General features: G+C 64.8%; 17 protein-coding genes. 8 read left to right on the plus strand and 9 right to left on the minus strand.

Annotation, left to right across the window (positions count from 1 at the left end; translation table 11 throughout):
- The first annotated feature begins 29 nt into the window (after positions 1–29).
- On the plus strand, positions 30–920 hold the full coding sequence (lepB, locus tag LI72_RS07245; protein ID WP_033925053.1) for a signal peptidase I: 891 nt from the start codon (positions 30–32) through the stop codon (positions 918–920).
- 152 nt (positions 921–1,072) lie between these two features.
- Here lepB and LI72_RS07250 read toward each other — a convergent pair whose 3' ends face one another.
- Complete coding sequence (locus LI72_RS07250; RefSeq protein ID WP_033925054.1) at positions 1,073–1,870, minus strand: NTP transferase domain-containing protein; 798 nt, start codon at positions 1,868–1,870, stop codon at positions 1,073–1,075.
- 139 nt (positions 1,871–2,009) lie between these two features.
- Between LI72_RS07250 and LI72_RS07255 the strand changes: the two genes are divergently transcribed.
- Together LI72_RS07255 and LI72_RS07260 are read left to right on the plus strand one after the other, a co-directional pair.
- A complete protein-coding gene (locus LI72_RS07255) occupies positions 2,010–3,314 on the plus strand; it encodes a homoserine dehydrogenase (protein ID WP_033925055.1) in 1,305 nt (434 codons plus the stop codon).
- 3 nt (positions 3,315–3,317) lie between these two features.
- On the plus strand, positions 3,318–4,253 hold the full coding sequence (locus tag LI72_RS07260) for a DUF808 domain-containing protein (RefSeq protein WP_033925056.1): 936 nt from the start codon (positions 3,318–3,320) through the stop codon (positions 4,251–4,253).
- 16 nt (positions 4,254–4,269) lie between these two features.
- Here the strand turns inward: LI72_RS07260 and LI72_RS07265 are convergent, their stop codons facing one another.
- Complete coding sequence (locus LI72_RS07265; RefSeq protein WP_033925057.1) at positions 4,270–4,800, minus strand: GNAT family N-acetyltransferase; 531 nt, start codon at positions 4,798–4,800, stop codon at positions 4,270–4,272.
- Positions 4,797–5,276 (minus strand): hypothetical protein, encoded by a 480-nt coding sequence (locus LI72_RS07270; RefSeq protein ID WP_156139519.1) that lies wholly within the window; start codon positions 5,274–5,276, stop codon positions 4,797–4,799. The genes LI72_RS07265 and LI72_RS07270 overlap by 4 nt, the downstream gene beginning before the upstream one ends.
- A gap of 118 nt (positions 5,277–5,394) precedes the next feature.
- On the opposite strand from LI72_RS07270, the gene glpX reads away from it, so the two are divergent.
- Positions 5,395–6,396, plus strand: a complete 1,002-nt coding sequence (glpX, locus tag LI72_RS07275; RefSeq protein ID WP_033925059.1) for a class II fructose-bisphosphatase — start codon at positions 5,395–5,397, stop codon at positions 6,394–6,396.
- A 32-nt stretch (positions 6,397–6,428) separates the two neighbouring features.
- Here the strand turns inward: glpX and LI72_RS07280 are convergent, their stop codons facing one another.
- Positions 6,429–6,710 carry a hypothetical protein gene (locus LI72_RS07280; protein WP_156139520.1) on the minus strand — a complete coding sequence of 94 codons (282 nt, stop codon included), beginning with the start codon at positions 6,708–6,710 and terminating at the stop codon, positions 6,429–6,431.
- Between the two features lie 73 nt (positions 6,711–6,783).
- Positions 6,784–7,668, minus strand: a complete 885-nt coding sequence (locus tag LI72_RS18980) for a LytTR family DNA-binding domain-containing protein (protein ID WP_052129584.1) — start codon at positions 7,666–7,668, stop codon at positions 6,784–6,786.
- A gap of 125 nt (positions 7,669–7,793) precedes the next feature.
- Between LI72_RS18980 and nadC the strand changes: the two genes are divergently transcribed.
- Both nadC and LI72_RS07295 read left to right on the plus strand, forming a co-directional pair.
- Positions 7,794–8,642: a carboxylating nicotinate-nucleotide diphosphorylase gene (gene nadC / locus LI72_RS07290; protein WP_033925061.1), complete on the plus strand. Its 849-nt coding sequence runs from the start codon at positions 7,794–7,796 to the stop codon at positions 8,640–8,642.
- Positions 8,642–9,364: a ribonuclease T2 family protein gene (locus LI72_RS07295; RefSeq protein WP_033925062.1), complete on the plus strand. Its 723-nt coding sequence runs from the start codon at positions 8,642–8,644 to the stop codon at positions 9,362–9,364. Before nadC ends, LI72_RS07295 begins: the two co-directional genes overlap by 1 nt.
- A 7-nt stretch (positions 9,365–9,371) precedes the next feature.
- On the opposite strand, the gene LI72_RS07300 is transcribed toward LI72_RS07295, so the two are convergent.
- Positions 9,372–10,727: an MFS transporter gene (locus LI72_RS07300; RefSeq protein WP_033925063.1), complete on the minus strand. Its 1,356-nt coding sequence runs from the start codon at positions 10,725–10,727 to the stop codon at positions 9,372–9,374.
- The gene (locus LI72_RS07305; protein ID WP_033925064.1) at positions 10,724–11,059 is read right to left on the minus strand and encodes an antibiotic biosynthesis monooxygenase family protein; all 336 of its coding nucleotides are present in this window, start codon (positions 11,057–11,059) and stop codon (positions 10,724–10,726) included. Before LI72_RS07305 ends, LI72_RS07300 begins: the two co-directional genes overlap by 4 nt.
- 129 nt (positions 11,060–11,188) lie before the next feature.
- Between LI72_RS07305 and LI72_RS07310 the strand changes: the two genes are divergently transcribed.
- Both LI72_RS07310 and rpoZ read left to right on the plus strand, forming a co-directional pair.
- The gene (locus LI72_RS07310; protein ID WP_033925065.1) at positions 11,189–11,848 is read left to right on the plus strand and encodes a class I SAM-dependent methyltransferase; all 660 of its coding nucleotides are present in this window, start codon (positions 11,189–11,191) and stop codon (positions 11,846–11,848) included.
- A gap of 66 nt (positions 11,849–11,914) precedes the next feature.
- Entirely contained in the window at positions 11,915–12,259 is a 345-nt protein-coding gene (rpoZ, locus tag LI72_RS07315; protein ID WP_033925066.1) for a DNA-directed RNA polymerase subunit omega, read from the plus strand.
- A 320-nt stretch (positions 12,260–12,579) separates the two neighbouring features.
- On the opposite strand, the gene LI72_RS07325 is transcribed toward rpoZ, so the two are convergent.
- Together LI72_RS07325 and ettA are read right to left on the minus strand one after the other, a co-directional pair.
- Positions 12,580–12,963 (minus strand): hypothetical protein, encoded by a 384-nt coding sequence (locus tag LI72_RS07325; protein WP_033925068.1) that lies wholly within the window; start codon positions 12,961–12,963, stop codon positions 12,580–12,582.
- Between the two features lie 221 nt (positions 12,964–13,184).
- Positions 13,185–14,864 (minus strand): energy-dependent translational throttle protein EttA, encoded by a 1,680-nt coding sequence (ettA, locus tag LI72_RS07330; protein WP_033925069.1) that lies wholly within the window; start codon positions 14,862–14,864, stop codon positions 13,185–13,187.
- Between the last annotated feature and the right edge of the window lie 98 nt (positions 14,865–14,962).

Consider the following 14,962-nt stretch of genomic DNA (forward strand, 5'->3'; position numbering starts at 1 on the left):
CGCCCCGCCCGGACCTGAAAGACAGCAGCATGGCCCCCGAAGCTTCCAACGTCGCCGCAGAGCCCGCCGGTGACCCCAATGTCGCGCGCATCAAGCCTGCGCCCGAAGCCGACAAGCCGGTCAACTGGTTCGAGGAAATCCGCGGGCTGTTCCTGCTGCTGCTCGCGGTGCTGGCGTTCCACTCGCTGGTGGCCAAGCCCTTCTACATCCCCACCATGTCGATGATGCCCAACCTGCTGGTCGGCGACCGGCTGGTGGTCAGCAAATATCCCTATGGCTGGTCCTGGGTCTCGGTCTCGTTCCACCTGCTGCCGCCGATGAAGGGGCGGATCATGGGTTCGACCCCCGAATATGGCGATATCGTCATTGCGACTCCGCCGGGCGGCAACAGCGATTATATCAAGCGCGTCATCGGCAGGCCGGGCGACACCATCGAGGTCCGCTCGGGCCGGGTGATCCTCAACGGCGAAGAGGTGGTGCGCGCGGTGCAGCCCAACATGCTGCTGCCGGTCGATCTCAACTCGCCCTGCAATGCCAGCGATTTCCCGATGCTCAAGATGCGCGGCGCCGATGGCAAATTCTATTGCGAGCTGCCGATCATCCGCGAGACCCTGCCCAATGGCGTGTCGTACAACACGATCGACCTCGGCCCCGATTATCCGCTCGACAATTACGGGCCGTACAAGGTCCCCGCAGGCCATGTCTTCCTGATGGGCGACAACCGCGATCGCAGCGCCGACAGCCGCGCGAGCCTCGACGAACTGGGCCTGGGCGGCGCGGTGCCGCTGGAGAATATCGGCGGCCGGGCGGAGATCGTCACCTTCTCGCTCGACGGCAGCACCGGATGGAACCCGATGAGCTGGTGGCAGTCGCTGCGCGGCGACCGCGCGGGAACTTCCCTGCGTCCCGACAAGGGCTGAAGTTGCACCCTCTCCCCTCCCTTCAGGGAGGGGCAGGTCCGGCGAGCCGGACCGGGGTGGGATGAGAGCACTATCGTCGGCGCAGGCCCACCCCGCCCTGCGGGCACCCCTCCCCATGGGGAGGGGAGAGGTTCACGGAAATCACGATAACGTCAGTTAGGCTTGTACTTCGCCAGCAGCATCTCTGCGATCTTGTAGGTGCGCTCGTTGTCGACATCGACCGCATAGGCGCCTTCGCGCAGCAGCAGCGCGCGGACCTTGACCTTGAAGCGGCGCGAGATCGCCGCCATCGCACCATCGACGCTCCACCAGCCCAGCCGGAACCGGATGAGGTTGAGCAGCCCGAAGGCCTGGGCAATCCGCCCCTTGGTCTTGATGAACTGGCCGCCGGCGCGAAATGCTTCTGCCGCGCGGAACGATGCGGCATCGCGCAGCCAATAGGCGTTGCAGTTCGAGATCGCCATGTCGCTGAATTCATAGAACCGCCGCTGCGCTTCGGGATGCTCGGCAAGGATCGAGGATTTCTCCGCGATCGCGATCACCGCCCCTGCCCCTTCGCGCATACCGAAATCGTGGATCGAACGGATTTCCTCTGCGGTCACCAGCACATTGTCGCCGGTGGTGATCATCATCGGGAACGGGTTGCCCGCATCCTCGATCACCGCCTCGATGCTCTCGACAATGCCATCGCGCGACACGCTCATGTGCAGCCGTCCGTTGGCCGTCAGCTTCTGAACTGCCGGTAGATCGGCGATCACCGCCGGATCGTGGATCGACACCCAGATCGGGCTGTCCGGCCAGGCATTCTCGACGCCTTCCAGCACCCATTGCAGCAGCGCCTTGCCCTGGATCGGCACATTGCATTTGTGCGTGACGCCCGCCGCTTCGGCCAGCGGGTCAAGCTTGCCGTCGCGCTTGCCCGCGAGGATCACGATAGTAGGCGATGTCATGGAGGTCCCTTTTGCGCTCGTGCCGCTTCGGGCGGCCTATAGGGCGGCTTTCTGCGGGTCACAAGGCTGTCTGCCCTCTTCCCTTTGCCGCGCCAGACGTTAAGAGCCAAGCGGATGAATTAACGCTGAAGGACGGATTATGGGTGAAACGCTGAACATCGCGCTGGTCGGGCTGGGTACCGTGGGCGCGGGCGTGATCCGTCTGCTGGAAGAAAATGCGGCGCTGATCGCGCGGCGCGCGGGCAAGCCGATCCGCGTCGCCGCCGTCACCGCCCGCGACCGCTCGAAGGATCGCGGCGTCGACCTGTCTCCCTACGAATGGGTCGACGACATGGGCGAATTCGCCACCCGCGCGGATATCGACGTCGTCGTCGAGCTGATCGGCGGCGCGGACGGCCCGGCGCTGACGCTGGCAAAGGAAAGCATCGCCGGCGGCAAGGCGTTCGTCACCGCCAACAAGGCGATGGTCGCGCATCACGGGCTGGAACTCGCCCAGCGCGCCGAAACCGCAGGGCTGGCATTCAAGTACGAGGCCGCGGTCGCAGGCGGCATTCCGGTGATCAAGGGCCTGCGCGAAGGCGCGGCCGCCAACCGTCTGAGCCGCGTTTACGGCATCCTTAACGGCACCTGCAATTTCATCCTCTCGGCGATGGAAAAGACCGGCCAGGATTTCGCCGAAGTCCTCGCCGAAGCGCAGGCACGCGGCTTTGCCGAGGCCGACCCCAGCTTCGACATCGATGGCGTCGATGCCGCGCACAAGCTTTCGATCCTGGCCGCGCTCGCCTTTGGCACCCAGCTCGATTTCGACGGCATCGAACGCAGCGGCATCCGCAAGATCCTGTCGGCCGATATCGCGCAGGCCGACGCGCTGGGCTATCGCATCCGGCTGATCGGCATGGCCGAGCTCGACGGCAGCAACGGCGATGCGCGGCTGTTCCAGCGCGTCCACCCATTCCTGGTGCCGATGAACCATCCGCTGGCGCATGTCGACGGATCGACCAATGCGGTGGTGGCCGAGGGCAATTTCTCCGGCCGCCTGCTGTTCCAGGGCGCAGGCGCGGGCGATGGCCCGACCGCCAGCGCCGTTGTCGCAGATCTCATCGATATCGCGCGCGGCGAGATCGGCCCCGCCTTCTCGATGCCCGTGCGCGAGCTCGACAAGGTCGGGCGCGCCGAAACCGGTCATCGCATCGGCAAATGCTATCTGCGCTTCGAGGTCGCCGACCGGCCCGGCGTACTCGCCGAGATCACCGCCGCCATGCGCGATGCGGGCGTCTCGATCGAAAGCCTGATCCAGAAGGGCCGCAGCCCCGATGGCAGCGTGATCGTCGCCATGGTCACGCATGAAGGCCCCGAAAGCGCGGTCGCGGCAACCTTGTCGGCGCTCAAGGGTTCCCCCAGCTTGCACGCCGATCCGCTGGTCGTGCACATTCTTGGAGATTGATCGATGCCTTCAGGCCTTGCCGCGCTGCTCGATGACGTTGCGGCGCTGACCCGCCTCGCCGCCGTATCGCTCGACGATATCGGCGCGGCATCGGCCAAGGCCGGGGCCAAGGCCGCAGGCGTGGTGGTCGATGACGCCGCGGTCACCCCGCAATATGTCACCGATTTCAAGCCCGAGCGCGAGCTGCCGGTGATCTGGCGGATCGCCAAGGGGTCGCTGTTCAACAAGTTCGTCATCCTGCTGCCCATCGGGCTGCTGCTGAGCGCCTTCCTGCCCTGGCTGATCACGCCGATACTGATGCTGGGCGGGCTGTACCTGTGCTTCGAAGGCGCGGAAAAGGTGATCCACAAGCTCAGCCACCAGCAGGAAGTGGCCGAGGACGTGGCGCAGGTCACCGACATGTTCACGCTGGAAAACGAACGCGTCAGCGGCGCGGTGCGCACCGACCTCATTCTCTCGGCAGAAATCATGGCGATCGCGCTGTCGGAGGTCGCCGAGCGCCCCATCATGATCCAGGCGGCCGTTCTGGCGGTGGTCGGCCTGCTGATCACCATCGCGGTCTATGGCGCGGTCGCGCTGATCGTGAAGATGGATGATTTCGGCCTGCATCTGGCGCAGAAGCCTTCTGCGGCCCTGCAGGGCTTTGGCCGCGGGCTGGTGAAGGCGATGCCGATCGTGATGTCGGCGCTGGCGATCATCGGCACTGCGGCGATGATCTGGGTCGGCGGACAGATCATCATCCACGGCCTGGCGGTCTTCGGCTTTGCCGGGCCGGAGCATTTCATCCATGATATAGCGGTTGCCGCCGGCGCGGCCGTGCCTGCGGTTTCAGGCCTGGTCGAATGGCTGGTGGGCGCGATCGGTGCGGGCATCGTCGGCTTCATCCTGGGCGGCATCATCGCGCTGGCGCTGAAGGCGCTGCCCGGCAAGACGCACTGAATGACGCCAGGCGTGCTCAGCCCAGAGCCATCGGCCGGGCATAGACATTGATCGGGTGGTCGGCATGCTCGCCCTGCCCGATCCGGATGAAGCCGAGCTTGGCCGCAACATGTTCTGACGCGCCATGGCCGGGATCGATGATGCAGCGCACCGCCGGGGCGCGCAGCACCGTGTCGCTCCAGCGCAATGCCGCCTGCATCGCCTCGGTCACCAGCCCCTGGCCCCAGTGATCGGGCGCGACTGCCCAACCGGCTTCGGGCATGCCATCCAGCAGGGGGATCCCGCGCTCGAAATTGGCAAGGCCGCCGACCCCCACCAGGGCATCGGTCGTGCGGTCGGCGAAAAGCCAATAGCCAAAGCCGCACAACGCCCACAGGCCGTGCATGCCGATGAACCGGTTCCAGCTTTCGTTGCGGGTGCGCGGGGTGCCGCCGATAAAGGCGGTGACGCGCGGGTCGGCCCACATCGTGGCATAAGCCTCGAAATCACCGAGCACCGGCGCGCGCAGCCGCAGCCGTTCGGTTTCGATCACCGGAATACTGGTCACTGGCCCCCCTTTTCGTCCTTCGCTTCCTGCTGGCGCTTGAGCTCGGCCGCTTCGGCCTCGCGCGCCTTCTTCAAATATTCCTGATCGACCTCGGGCAGTTTGGAAAAGTCGATCATATAGGCGGGAACGGGCGCAGGCATGCTGAACGTCGCCTTGCCCTTGAAGATGCCGTCCCCCGCCACATCGGGTGCGGGCGGAGGGCCGCCGGTGGCCAGCCTGCCTTCGGTATCGGGCGGCACGCGGAACTTGGCGCTGGGGTCGGTTTCGCCACAGACGACGATATCCTTGCCTGCAGCGCTCGGCTGGCAGCGCTTGGCGCGCTCTTCCTTGCCGGTCCACTCATCGGCCTTGCGAATCAGCTGCTTGACCTTCGCGTCAACCGGATCGGGCTCGCGCTGCTCGGGATCGGGCAGCCGCGTGTCGTCCTGGGCCTCCTGGGCGATGGCGGCAGGCGCAAAAGATGCGGAAATGGCCAACGCAGCCGCCGCCAACAGCATTCTCGACAATGCAATAATGCTCCCTTATGGACCGGGCGCAACGCACCTGGCCTGGAATGCAACGGGTGCCCCATAGAAGAAGGATGACCCGCCTGCCATGTCCAGCGCAAGCCCGAAAGCGACGACCAGCTCACAAACCCCGCAACTGGACCGCGTCCTGGTGCTCGAAATGGTCCGCGTGACCGAAGCCGCCGCCATCGCCGCAGCCAATCTGATCGGCCGTGGTGACGAAAAGGCAGCCGACGCCGCCGCCGTGGAAGCGATGCGCGCGGCGCTCAACGGGCTGGATATCGACGGCACCGTGGTGATCGGCGAAGGCGAGCGCGACGAAGCCCCGATGCTGTACATTGGCGAGAAGGTCGGCCTGGGCAACGAAGGCGCACCGCGCATCGACATCGCGCTCGATCCGCTCGAGGGCACCACCATCACCGCCAAGGCCGGCCCCAATGCGCTTGCCGTGCTGGCGATCGCCGAAAACGGCTGCCTGCTCAACGCACCCGATGTGTACATGGACAAGATCGCGGTCGGCCCGGGCTATCCCGATGGCGTGATCGACCTCAACAAGTCGCCGACCGAGAACGTCAAGGCAGTGGCTGCCGCAAAGGGCGTGAAGCCCGGCGAGATCATCGTGTGCGTGCTCGACCGTCCGCGCCATGCCGAGATGATCGAAGAACTGCGCGGCCTCGGCTGCGGCATCATGCTCATCCCCGATGGCGACGTCGCCGGCGTGATCGCCACGACCAACCCCGATACCACGATCGACCTGTACATGGGCTCGGGTGGCGCACCGGAAGGCGTGCTCGCCGCGGCAGCGCTGCGTTGCGTCGGCGGCCAGTTCAAGGGTCGCCTGCTGTTCCGCAACGATGACGAGCGCGCGCGTGCACGCAAATGGGGCATCGAAGACCTCAACGCGGTCTACGACCTCACCGATCTTGCCAAGGGCGATTGCATCTTTGCCGCCACCGGCGTGACCGACGGATCACTGCTCGAAGGCGTCAAGCGTCGTCGTGACGGCATCATGACCACCGAAACCGTCGTGATGCGCTCGTCCAGCGGCACCGTGCGCTGGGTCAAGGGCGAGCACCGCATTACCAACTGATCGTCGACAAGGGCGGCTGGCAGCGGGGGCCTTCAATCCCGTGCCAGCCGCCCCGCGACCCGCGCGACCAATTGGGCGCGAAGCTGTTCGGTAGATCCCGGCAGAAGACTGTCCGCCTGCTCATAGCCAGCCTGGCGCAGCAGCACATCGACAAGCTCGGTGCGGTTCTTTCCGAAATCGCGGGCAAGCTCCTGCGCCAGCACATCGACAATCCACAAGGCGGCCTGCGTCATGGCATGATCCTGCGTCCGGCCCAGGGTTTCGTCATGGCGACCGCAACGGGCGACGGCGGGGCGTTCCAATATCTCGTACATGCCGCAGCCCATGCCGCGCGTCCGGGTTCTGCCCAAGCCGCGTGACGCGAATGACTTGCATTTGTGACGAATGTCAGGCCGAGGCTGGCTCGGCGCCCGGCTGTGATACGGTATCATCCATTTCGGATGCAGCCGTCTGCAGACCCCGGTCCGCGCCCAGCACATCGCGCACATAGCTGCGCCCGAGCGGCGCTTCGGCACCGCTGGCAAGCAACGCCAGCATGGCGCCACTCGGCTTGCGCCGATAGCCGCGGATCGCCGATCGGCGGCACAACGCGGAACGGTGAACCCGCAGGAAGGCGCCGCCCTCCATCTCCGCCTCGATGGCCGACAGGGTCGACCGGACCAGCCCGTGCGCGCCATCTGCACCGTGAATGCGCACGTAATTGCCCTCCGCCTGCACCCATTCCACGCCGTCATGGGGAATGCGGATCGTCTGCCGCCCGGTCTTGACCCAGAAGCCCAGGTCCGGATCGCCCGAACGCGAAGCAGAGGCGGTCTGCGCCGCCTGCACATGCGCCAGAGCGGCCGCATAATGCACCGCCAGCCAGGCGGCGATGCCGGTGCCGAAATAGCCGCCCCACAGCAGGATCCAGCGCAGGTTGCGTGCCGCGATATCGTCGGGTCGCGGCTCGATCAACAGATCCCAGCCGACGGCGATCGCAAACAGCATTGCCATGCCCGGCAGCGCGACCATCGCCATGCGGCCAAGTCCGCGAAAGTCCAGCTGATGCCGGTCGGCCTGTTTCACCGCCAGCCAGAACACCCCTGCACCGGCCACGATCAGCGCGATCCGCTTGGGATTGAACAGCTCGAACACGGCATCGGGGTTGAGTGAAGCGCGGAACGTTGAAATCGCAAAGGTCGAAAGGCAGAACAGGACGGCCGCAGGCCATGCACCTTCTTTCCATCCGTCGCCCGGCTGCCCGGCCTGCGACGTGCGCGAAATCAACTTCATTCTAGCCGCCGTCCAATGCTTGCCCTATTGCGCCCGAGAAAGGCCGACAGGCCAACGTTGCGTAGGCCATGATGTTCCCGGTTCGAGGTCGCGCGCGAGCACTAACAATCCAGGGGTGAGATGAAATGGCCTTTTCGATCAACGACTTTGATTTGGGACGGTTCGTTGCCGAGACGCTGGCGGAAGACCTGGGCCCCGAGGGAATCGATGTCACCTCGCAAAGCGTCATCCCCGCCGATGCGCGTTTCACCGGGGTGATGGACGCCCGGCACGATGTCGTCGTGGCCGGCCTGCCGCTTGCCGAAGCCTTTTTCCGCGCGCTCGATCCGGACTGCACCGTCGAGCTGCTGGTCGGTGAAGGCGACGCCGTGCCCGGTGGGACCGATATCCTGGCCGTGTCGGGCAAGGCGCGCGCGCTTCTGACCGCGGAGCGCTCGGCGCTCAACACCGTGCAGCACCTGAGCGGCATCGCCAGCCTGACCCGGTCCTATGTCGATGCCATCGCCGGCACCGGCGCGGTGCTGCTGGATACCCGCAAGACCATTCCGGGGCTGCGGATGCTCGAGAAATACGCAACGCGCATGGGCGGCGCGAAGAACCATCGCATGGGCCTGTGGGATGCGGCGATGATCAAGGACAACCATGTCGCGGTCGCAGGCGATATCGGCGAAGCGGTGCGCCGTGCGGTCGCTGCGGGAATCGCGCAGATCATCGTCGAGGTCGACCATGTCGAACAGATCGAACCCGCGCTGGCGGCAGGTGCCACCCACCTGCTGCTCGACAACATGGCGCCTGCCACACTGCGTGGAGCGGTGACGCTGGTCGGCGGACGCGTGCCGTGCGAGGCGTCGGGCGGCGTGACGCTGGAGACGATCCGCGCGATTGCCGAGAGCGGGGTCGATTATGTCTCGGTCGGCCGCATCACCCAGTCGGCTCCTGCCGCCGATATCGGGCTCGATTTCAAGGCGGCCTGATGCGCTGGGCGGCCCTCCTTCCCGCCCTGGGGCTCGGGCTTGCCATGGCCCCCTCGCCCACGTGGGCGCAGGCCTATCAGTGCCGGATGCCTGCCAGGCTCGCACCGCTCTCGGCCCCGAAGCGCGGGCGCGACGCGGTGCGGCGGGTCGTCCCGGTCGCGGGCTATACGCTGGCGCTGAGCTGGTCGCCCGAATATTGCCGCGGTCGCGAGGATCTACCCAGCGAGGTCTTGCAGTGCAGCCGCGATCACGGCGAATTCGGCTTCGTACTGCACGGCCTGTGGCCCGAGGGCAAGACCGCCGCCTATCCGCAATATTGCGCCGCACCGCCGTCTGCCGTGCCAATGTCGGTGGTGCGCCAGACCTTGTGCGACATGCCTTCGCAGCGGCTGATCCAGCACCAGTGGGACAAGCACGGCAGCTGCATGGCGCGCGAACCGGCGCGCTATTTCCAGACCGCGACCCGGCTCTACCGGGCCACCCGGTTGCCCGACATGGAACGCCTGTCGCGCAAGCCGCTGACCATTGGCATGCTCAAGCGCGAGATCGCGCGCGCGAACCCGGGGATGACGCCGCAGGCGGTCGCGATCCGATCGAATGAACGCGGCTGGCTGCAGGAGGTGCGGATCTGCCTGGGGCTCGATTATCGCCCGCGCGCCTGCCCGGCCCATGTCCGCCAGCCGCGCGGCGATGCCCCCTTGCGCATCTGGCGCGGGCTTTGAGCCGCGCTTAGCGGATCAGAACCTCGTCGGCCTGCAGCGCCCTGCGCCCCCAGACCAGCACGAACATGCACAGGCCGATGATGATTGCGAACGATTCGAGCGGGGCGATGTTGTAGAGCGCCACGCCGATGGCGGGGGCGATGATATAGGCCGCGCCGTTGACCGAGGCGACGATACCCGCCACCTGCCCCTGCTCGGCCCGGGTCACCGCCAGCGATGCGCCTGCGGTAAAGCCGGGGCGGAACAGGCCAAAGCCCAGCGAGGCCAGCGCAAAGCCCAGGGTGATCGCATTGAGGCTTTCGGAAAAGCCCACCATCACGCATCCTGCCGCCGCCAGTCCCATGCCCCAGAGCGTCGAGGTGCGCGGACCCATCTTGAGATAGGGGATCAGCCCCCATTGCGCGAGCAGCGTCGCGAACGCGCCGGACATCAGCACCAGGCCGGTGGGCCCGGCAGCCAGCTCCGGCGTGGCGCGCAAGTCCAGCCGGTCGAGCAGCATGAAGCCGACCAGGCCCAGGATCATCGCATTGGCATGGCCGCCGACCAGCCCCGCGATCAGCCACGGCCGCAACCGCGCATCGCGCCACGATAGCCGCGTTGCAGTCGCAGCTTCTCCGGTCGCCTCGGGCGGGGAATCATGCTCGTCGGCATCATAGACTTCGCCCGCCCCAGCGGAACTCATCGGTTCGGACACCAGCCGCCCGCGCGCGGCATAGCTGGGCGTATCATCGGGCAGCCGCAGCTTCAGTGTCACCAGCACCAGCAGGCCGAAAGAGGCAAAGACGAAGAACGGGCTGGGCAGTCCCAGATAGGGCAGGATGATCAGCGGCGCGAGCGCGGGCCCGATCACCGTGCCGAGGCCGAAGCTCGACGAGATCATCGACAGCGCCTGGGTGCGTTCGGCGCGGCTGGTGCGCGCAGCGACATAGGCCTGGACCGCCGGCGGTCCTGCCGAACCGAGGCCGCCATAGAGGCTGCGGAACAGCGCAAAGATCAGCATCGTCCACACCGCCGAAAGGTAACCATGCAGCCCCGCCATCAGCGTCAGCCCGCACAGGGCAAAGGACGATATGAAGCCCAGCAGCCCCAGGTTCATCAGCGCCTTGCGCCCGCGCCGGTCGGACAGACGCGCCCAGCGCGGCGCGAACACCATCCACAGCAAGGCTGACCAGCTATAGGCCAGGCTCACCCAGAAATCGGCGACGCCCAGCCGCGTTCCGATCGCGGGCATCACCGATTGCATCGCGGTATTGCCCGCGGCGGTCACCAGCATGACCATGAACAGCAGCGCCATGCGATCGGCTGGCAGCTTCTGCCCGCTTTCGATCGCGGCGGCGGATTCGGAATTCTCTGGGGTGGTCATGGCCAGGCGTAACCCCGTTCGATCCGCGCGACATGCAGCGTATAATGGTCGTACCAGCGGTCGCGCCCGGCGTCGCGCGCGGCGCGGTGTTCGGGATTGTCGCGCCAGGCCCGCGCGCTGGCATCATCGGCCCAGTAGCTGACCGTGATTCCGAAGCCATCGGCGCTTCTGGCATGGTCCATGCCCAGATAACCCGGCTGGCGCGCCACGAGCGCGTCCATGGCTTCGGCCATCGCGGCATAGCCTTCGGCATCGCGCCCGCTATTGTGCGCGGCGAAGATCACGGCGATGGCGCCGGTGCCATGCAGGCGGGAATCTGCTTTCGCTTCCATGCGGGCTGCTCTAGGCGCTGACAGGCCGGTTGCAAAGTACTGCTATGCAACACTGACACACATCATTGCTTTGCGCGGGCCAATCTGCAATTGTGACAGCCCGTTGACAGCCAATTCGAGAGGTTTTTCATGCATTCCAACGACCTGGCCCAGCTGCCCCTGCGGCAGCGGATCAAGACGCGCGCAGAGCGGACCTTCGGGGCCTGGGGCGTGTTTGTCAGGGAGTTCGTGAAGCATCCTCGCATGGTGGGATCGGTTGTCCCCTCGTCCGACCGCACGATCCGCAAGATGCTGGGTCCGGTCGACTGGCAGAACGTGCAGCTGTTCGTCGAATATGGCCCGGGGGTCGGCACTTTCTGCCGCGCCGTGCTCGACCAACTGCCGCGCACTGCGACCTATATCGCAATCGATACCAACCCCGATTTCATCCGCTATCTGCGCAAGACCGTGCCCGACAGCCGCTTTGTCGCGGTGCATGGCTCTGCCGCCGATGTCGAATCGATTATTGCCGCGCATGGTTTCGAAAAGGCGGATTACGTGCTCTCAGGCCTGCCGCTCTCGACCCTGCCCGATGGCATCGCCGACCAGATCGCCAGCGCCACCTATCGCGCGCTCGCGCCCGGCGGCGCGTTTCTGGTCTACCAGTTCACCAGCTTCACCGCGCAGCTGATTCAGCCGTATTTCGACCGCATCGACCGCGGCATGGAGGCGTGGAACGTACCGCCTGCACATCTGTTCTGGGGCTGGAAGTCCGATGCCGATGGTCAGCCGCCGCTTGGCCATCATTGACTTTGCGTTGGTCAGCGTCTAGGCGCGGCCTTTCCCTGATATATTGCTTGAGTCTGGAGCCCGTTCATGGCGCGCGTAACCGTTGAAGATTGCATCGACAAGGTCACCAACCGGTTTGACCTGGTACTGCTCGCCGCCCAGCGCGCGCGCGAGATCAGCGGCGGTGCCGAACTGACCATCGACCGCGATCGCGACAAGAACCCGGTTGTGGCGCTGCGCGAAATCGCCGACGAAACCGTGTTCCCCGAGGAACTGCGCGAAAGCCTGACCCAGTCGATGCAGAAGGTGCAGGTCGACGACGACGATGCCGCCGACGAAATCGGCTCGCTCAGCCTGTCGGCCGAAGCGCTGCGCCTCACCGCATCGGCCCCGGCGCGCACCAGCAACCTTGGCGGCGATTTCGACGCCTGATTGCTGCGGATAGAGTTACGGAAAGTCGCGCGAGCCAAAGGTTTGCGCGGCTTTTTTGTTGGTCCGGAGCATCTTGAGCCAGAGCAGTTCCTCTCGCCCGTCACCCTGAACTCGTTTCAGGGCCCATTTCTCCCCACGTGGCTTCGGTTTTGGGAGGCACGATGGGTCCTGAAACAAGTTCAGGATGACGAGGGTGGAGCGGCGCGCATTGCGCCAAGGTGACAAAAGGGCAAGTTCGGGGAGTACCAGGAAAAAAGCTGCCTTTCTGCAAGCAACCCCATTCCGGACCTTGGACATATGCCCTGCCAACCTAAATGCGGTCAGGCCTTTTTAGCCAGAAATGCAGCAATCATCGGCCTTGTAAAATCGGCTTCCGGATCGTCGCTCTGATCTGGGAGGCGGTGAAATTCCCCCGCATCAAATGCTTCATAGACATAATGAAAGTCGTCTGGCCACCGAAAGTCGCCATGCTTCCCCATTCGATCCATCAGCAGGCCCCAGAGATTGTTCACCAAAGAGTCGCAGAAGGCAAACGGGAGTTCCCCGGACCGATACCTGTCGGCAATTTCAAAACCAATTTCATCGAGGAAATCGGACAAGTCTATCCCGCGCTCGCCTGTCCACTTATCGATGTCATCGCTTCCAGCATGAGTGAAACCAGTGTCATCGCAACGCGAAGCGAGCAGATCAACAATGTCGTCCATCGATATGATATTGGCATCAAATGCTGCCTGTCGCAAATCCACCCAATCTCAGACATTCGCGCAACGAGAGGCTTCCCCCAAAAGCAGACATCGACCTGGTGCAGTCCAGTCAGTGCATAGACTGATTGGCGGCACCACCCGGAGGGCTCACGCCCCCACCTAACCCTCCCCATCGAGGGGGAGGGCTTGGAGCCCCTCCCGCAAGCGGGAGGGGAGAATAGTCAGCGCGTCAGCTTCTTGTAGCTCATCCGCGTCGGGCGATCCGCTTCGTCGCCAAGACGACGGCGCTTGTCTTCCTCATAGCTTTCGAAATTGCCTTCGAACCATTCGACATGGCTGTTGCCTTCGAACGCCAGGATGTGCGTGCACAGGCGGTCGAGGAAGAAGCGGTCATGGCTGATGACCACGGCGCAGCCGGCAAAGCTTTCCAGCGCCTCTTCGAGCGCGCGCAGCGTTTCGACGTCGAGATCGTTGGTCGGTTCGTCGAGCAGCAGCACGTTGCCGCCCTCTTTCAGCATCTTGGCCATGTGGACGCGGTTGCGTTCACCGCCCGAGAGCTGACCGACCTTCTTCTGCTGGTCCTGGCCCTTGAAGTTGAACGCGCCGACATAGGCGCGCGTCGGCACGTCGTGCTTGCCCAGCTTGAAGAAATCGAGCCCGTCGGAGATTTCTTCCCAGACGTTGTGGTTGGGGTCGAGATCGTCGCGGCTCTGGTCGACATAGCCGAGCTTGACCGTATCGCCGATCGCGATCGTGCCGCTGTCGGGCTGTTCCTTGCCGGTGATCAGCTTGAACAGCGTCGACTTGCCCGCGCCATTGGCCCCGATCACGCCGACGATGCCGCCCGGGGGCAGCATGAACGACAGGTCTTCGAACAGCAATTTGTCGCCATAGGCCTTGGTGAGGCCGTGCGCCTCGATCACCTTGCCGCCGAGGCGTGCGGGCGTCTGGATGACGATCTGCGCCTTGCCGGGGGTGCGGTTTTCCTGCGCCTCGACCAGCTCGTCGAACGCGCGGATACGCGCCTTGGACTTGGTCTGGCGCGCCTTGGGGGTCTGCCGGATCCACGCCAGCTCGTCCTGGATCGCCTTCTGGCGGCCTTCGTCCTCGCGCGATTCCTGCTCAAGGCGCTTGGCCTTCTTGTCGAGATAGGTCGAGTAATTGCCTTCGTAGACGAAGTATTTTCCGCGATCGAGCTCGAGGATCCAGTTCACCACATTGTCGAGGAAATAGCGGTCATGGGTGACGAGGATGACGTTGCCCGGATAATCGACAAGGTGCTTTTCCAGCCAGCTAACGCTCTCGGCATCCAAGTGGTTGGTCGGTTCGTCGAGCAGCAGGATGCCCGGCTTTTCGAGCAGCAGGCGGCACAAAGCCACGCGGCGCTTTTCACCGCCCGACAGGTTGGTGACATCGGCATCGCCCGGCGGGCAGCGCAAAGCCTCCATCGCGATCTCGAGTTGGTTGTCGAGCGTCCAGCCGTCGACTGCGTCGATCTTTTCCTGCAGCGTGCCCATCTCTTCCATCAGCGCGTCGAAATCGACGTCCTCCGGCGGATCGGCCATGATGTTGCTGATCTCGTCGAAGCGTTCGACCAGATCGGCGACGGGGCGCACGCCATCCATCACGTTCTGCTTGACGGTCTTGGTCGGGTCGAGCTCGGGCTCCTGCGCCAAATAGCCCACGGTCACGCCCTCGCCCGGCCAGGCTTCGCCGGTATATTCCTTGTCGAGGCCCGCCATCACCTTCATCAGCGTCGACTTGCCCGACCCGTTGGGGCCGACGATGCCGATCTTGGCATCCGAATAGAATTGCAGATGGATGCCATTGAGCACCGGCTTGTTGGCGCCGGGGAAGGTCTTGGTCAGACCCTTCATGACATAGGAATATTGTGCAGCCATGCGGAGAAACGCCTTTATGCGATGCGGTGGATTTGCCACGCGCCTTAGCGGGGGCGGCGCTGACGAGCAAGACGGCAATGGGCGGGCAAGACGGCAAT

It is taken from the genome of Sphingomonas sp. 35-24ZXX (assembly GCF_000786215.1).
GTDB lineage: Bacteria > Pseudomonadota > Alphaproteobacteria > Sphingomonadales > Sphingomonadaceae > Blastomonas.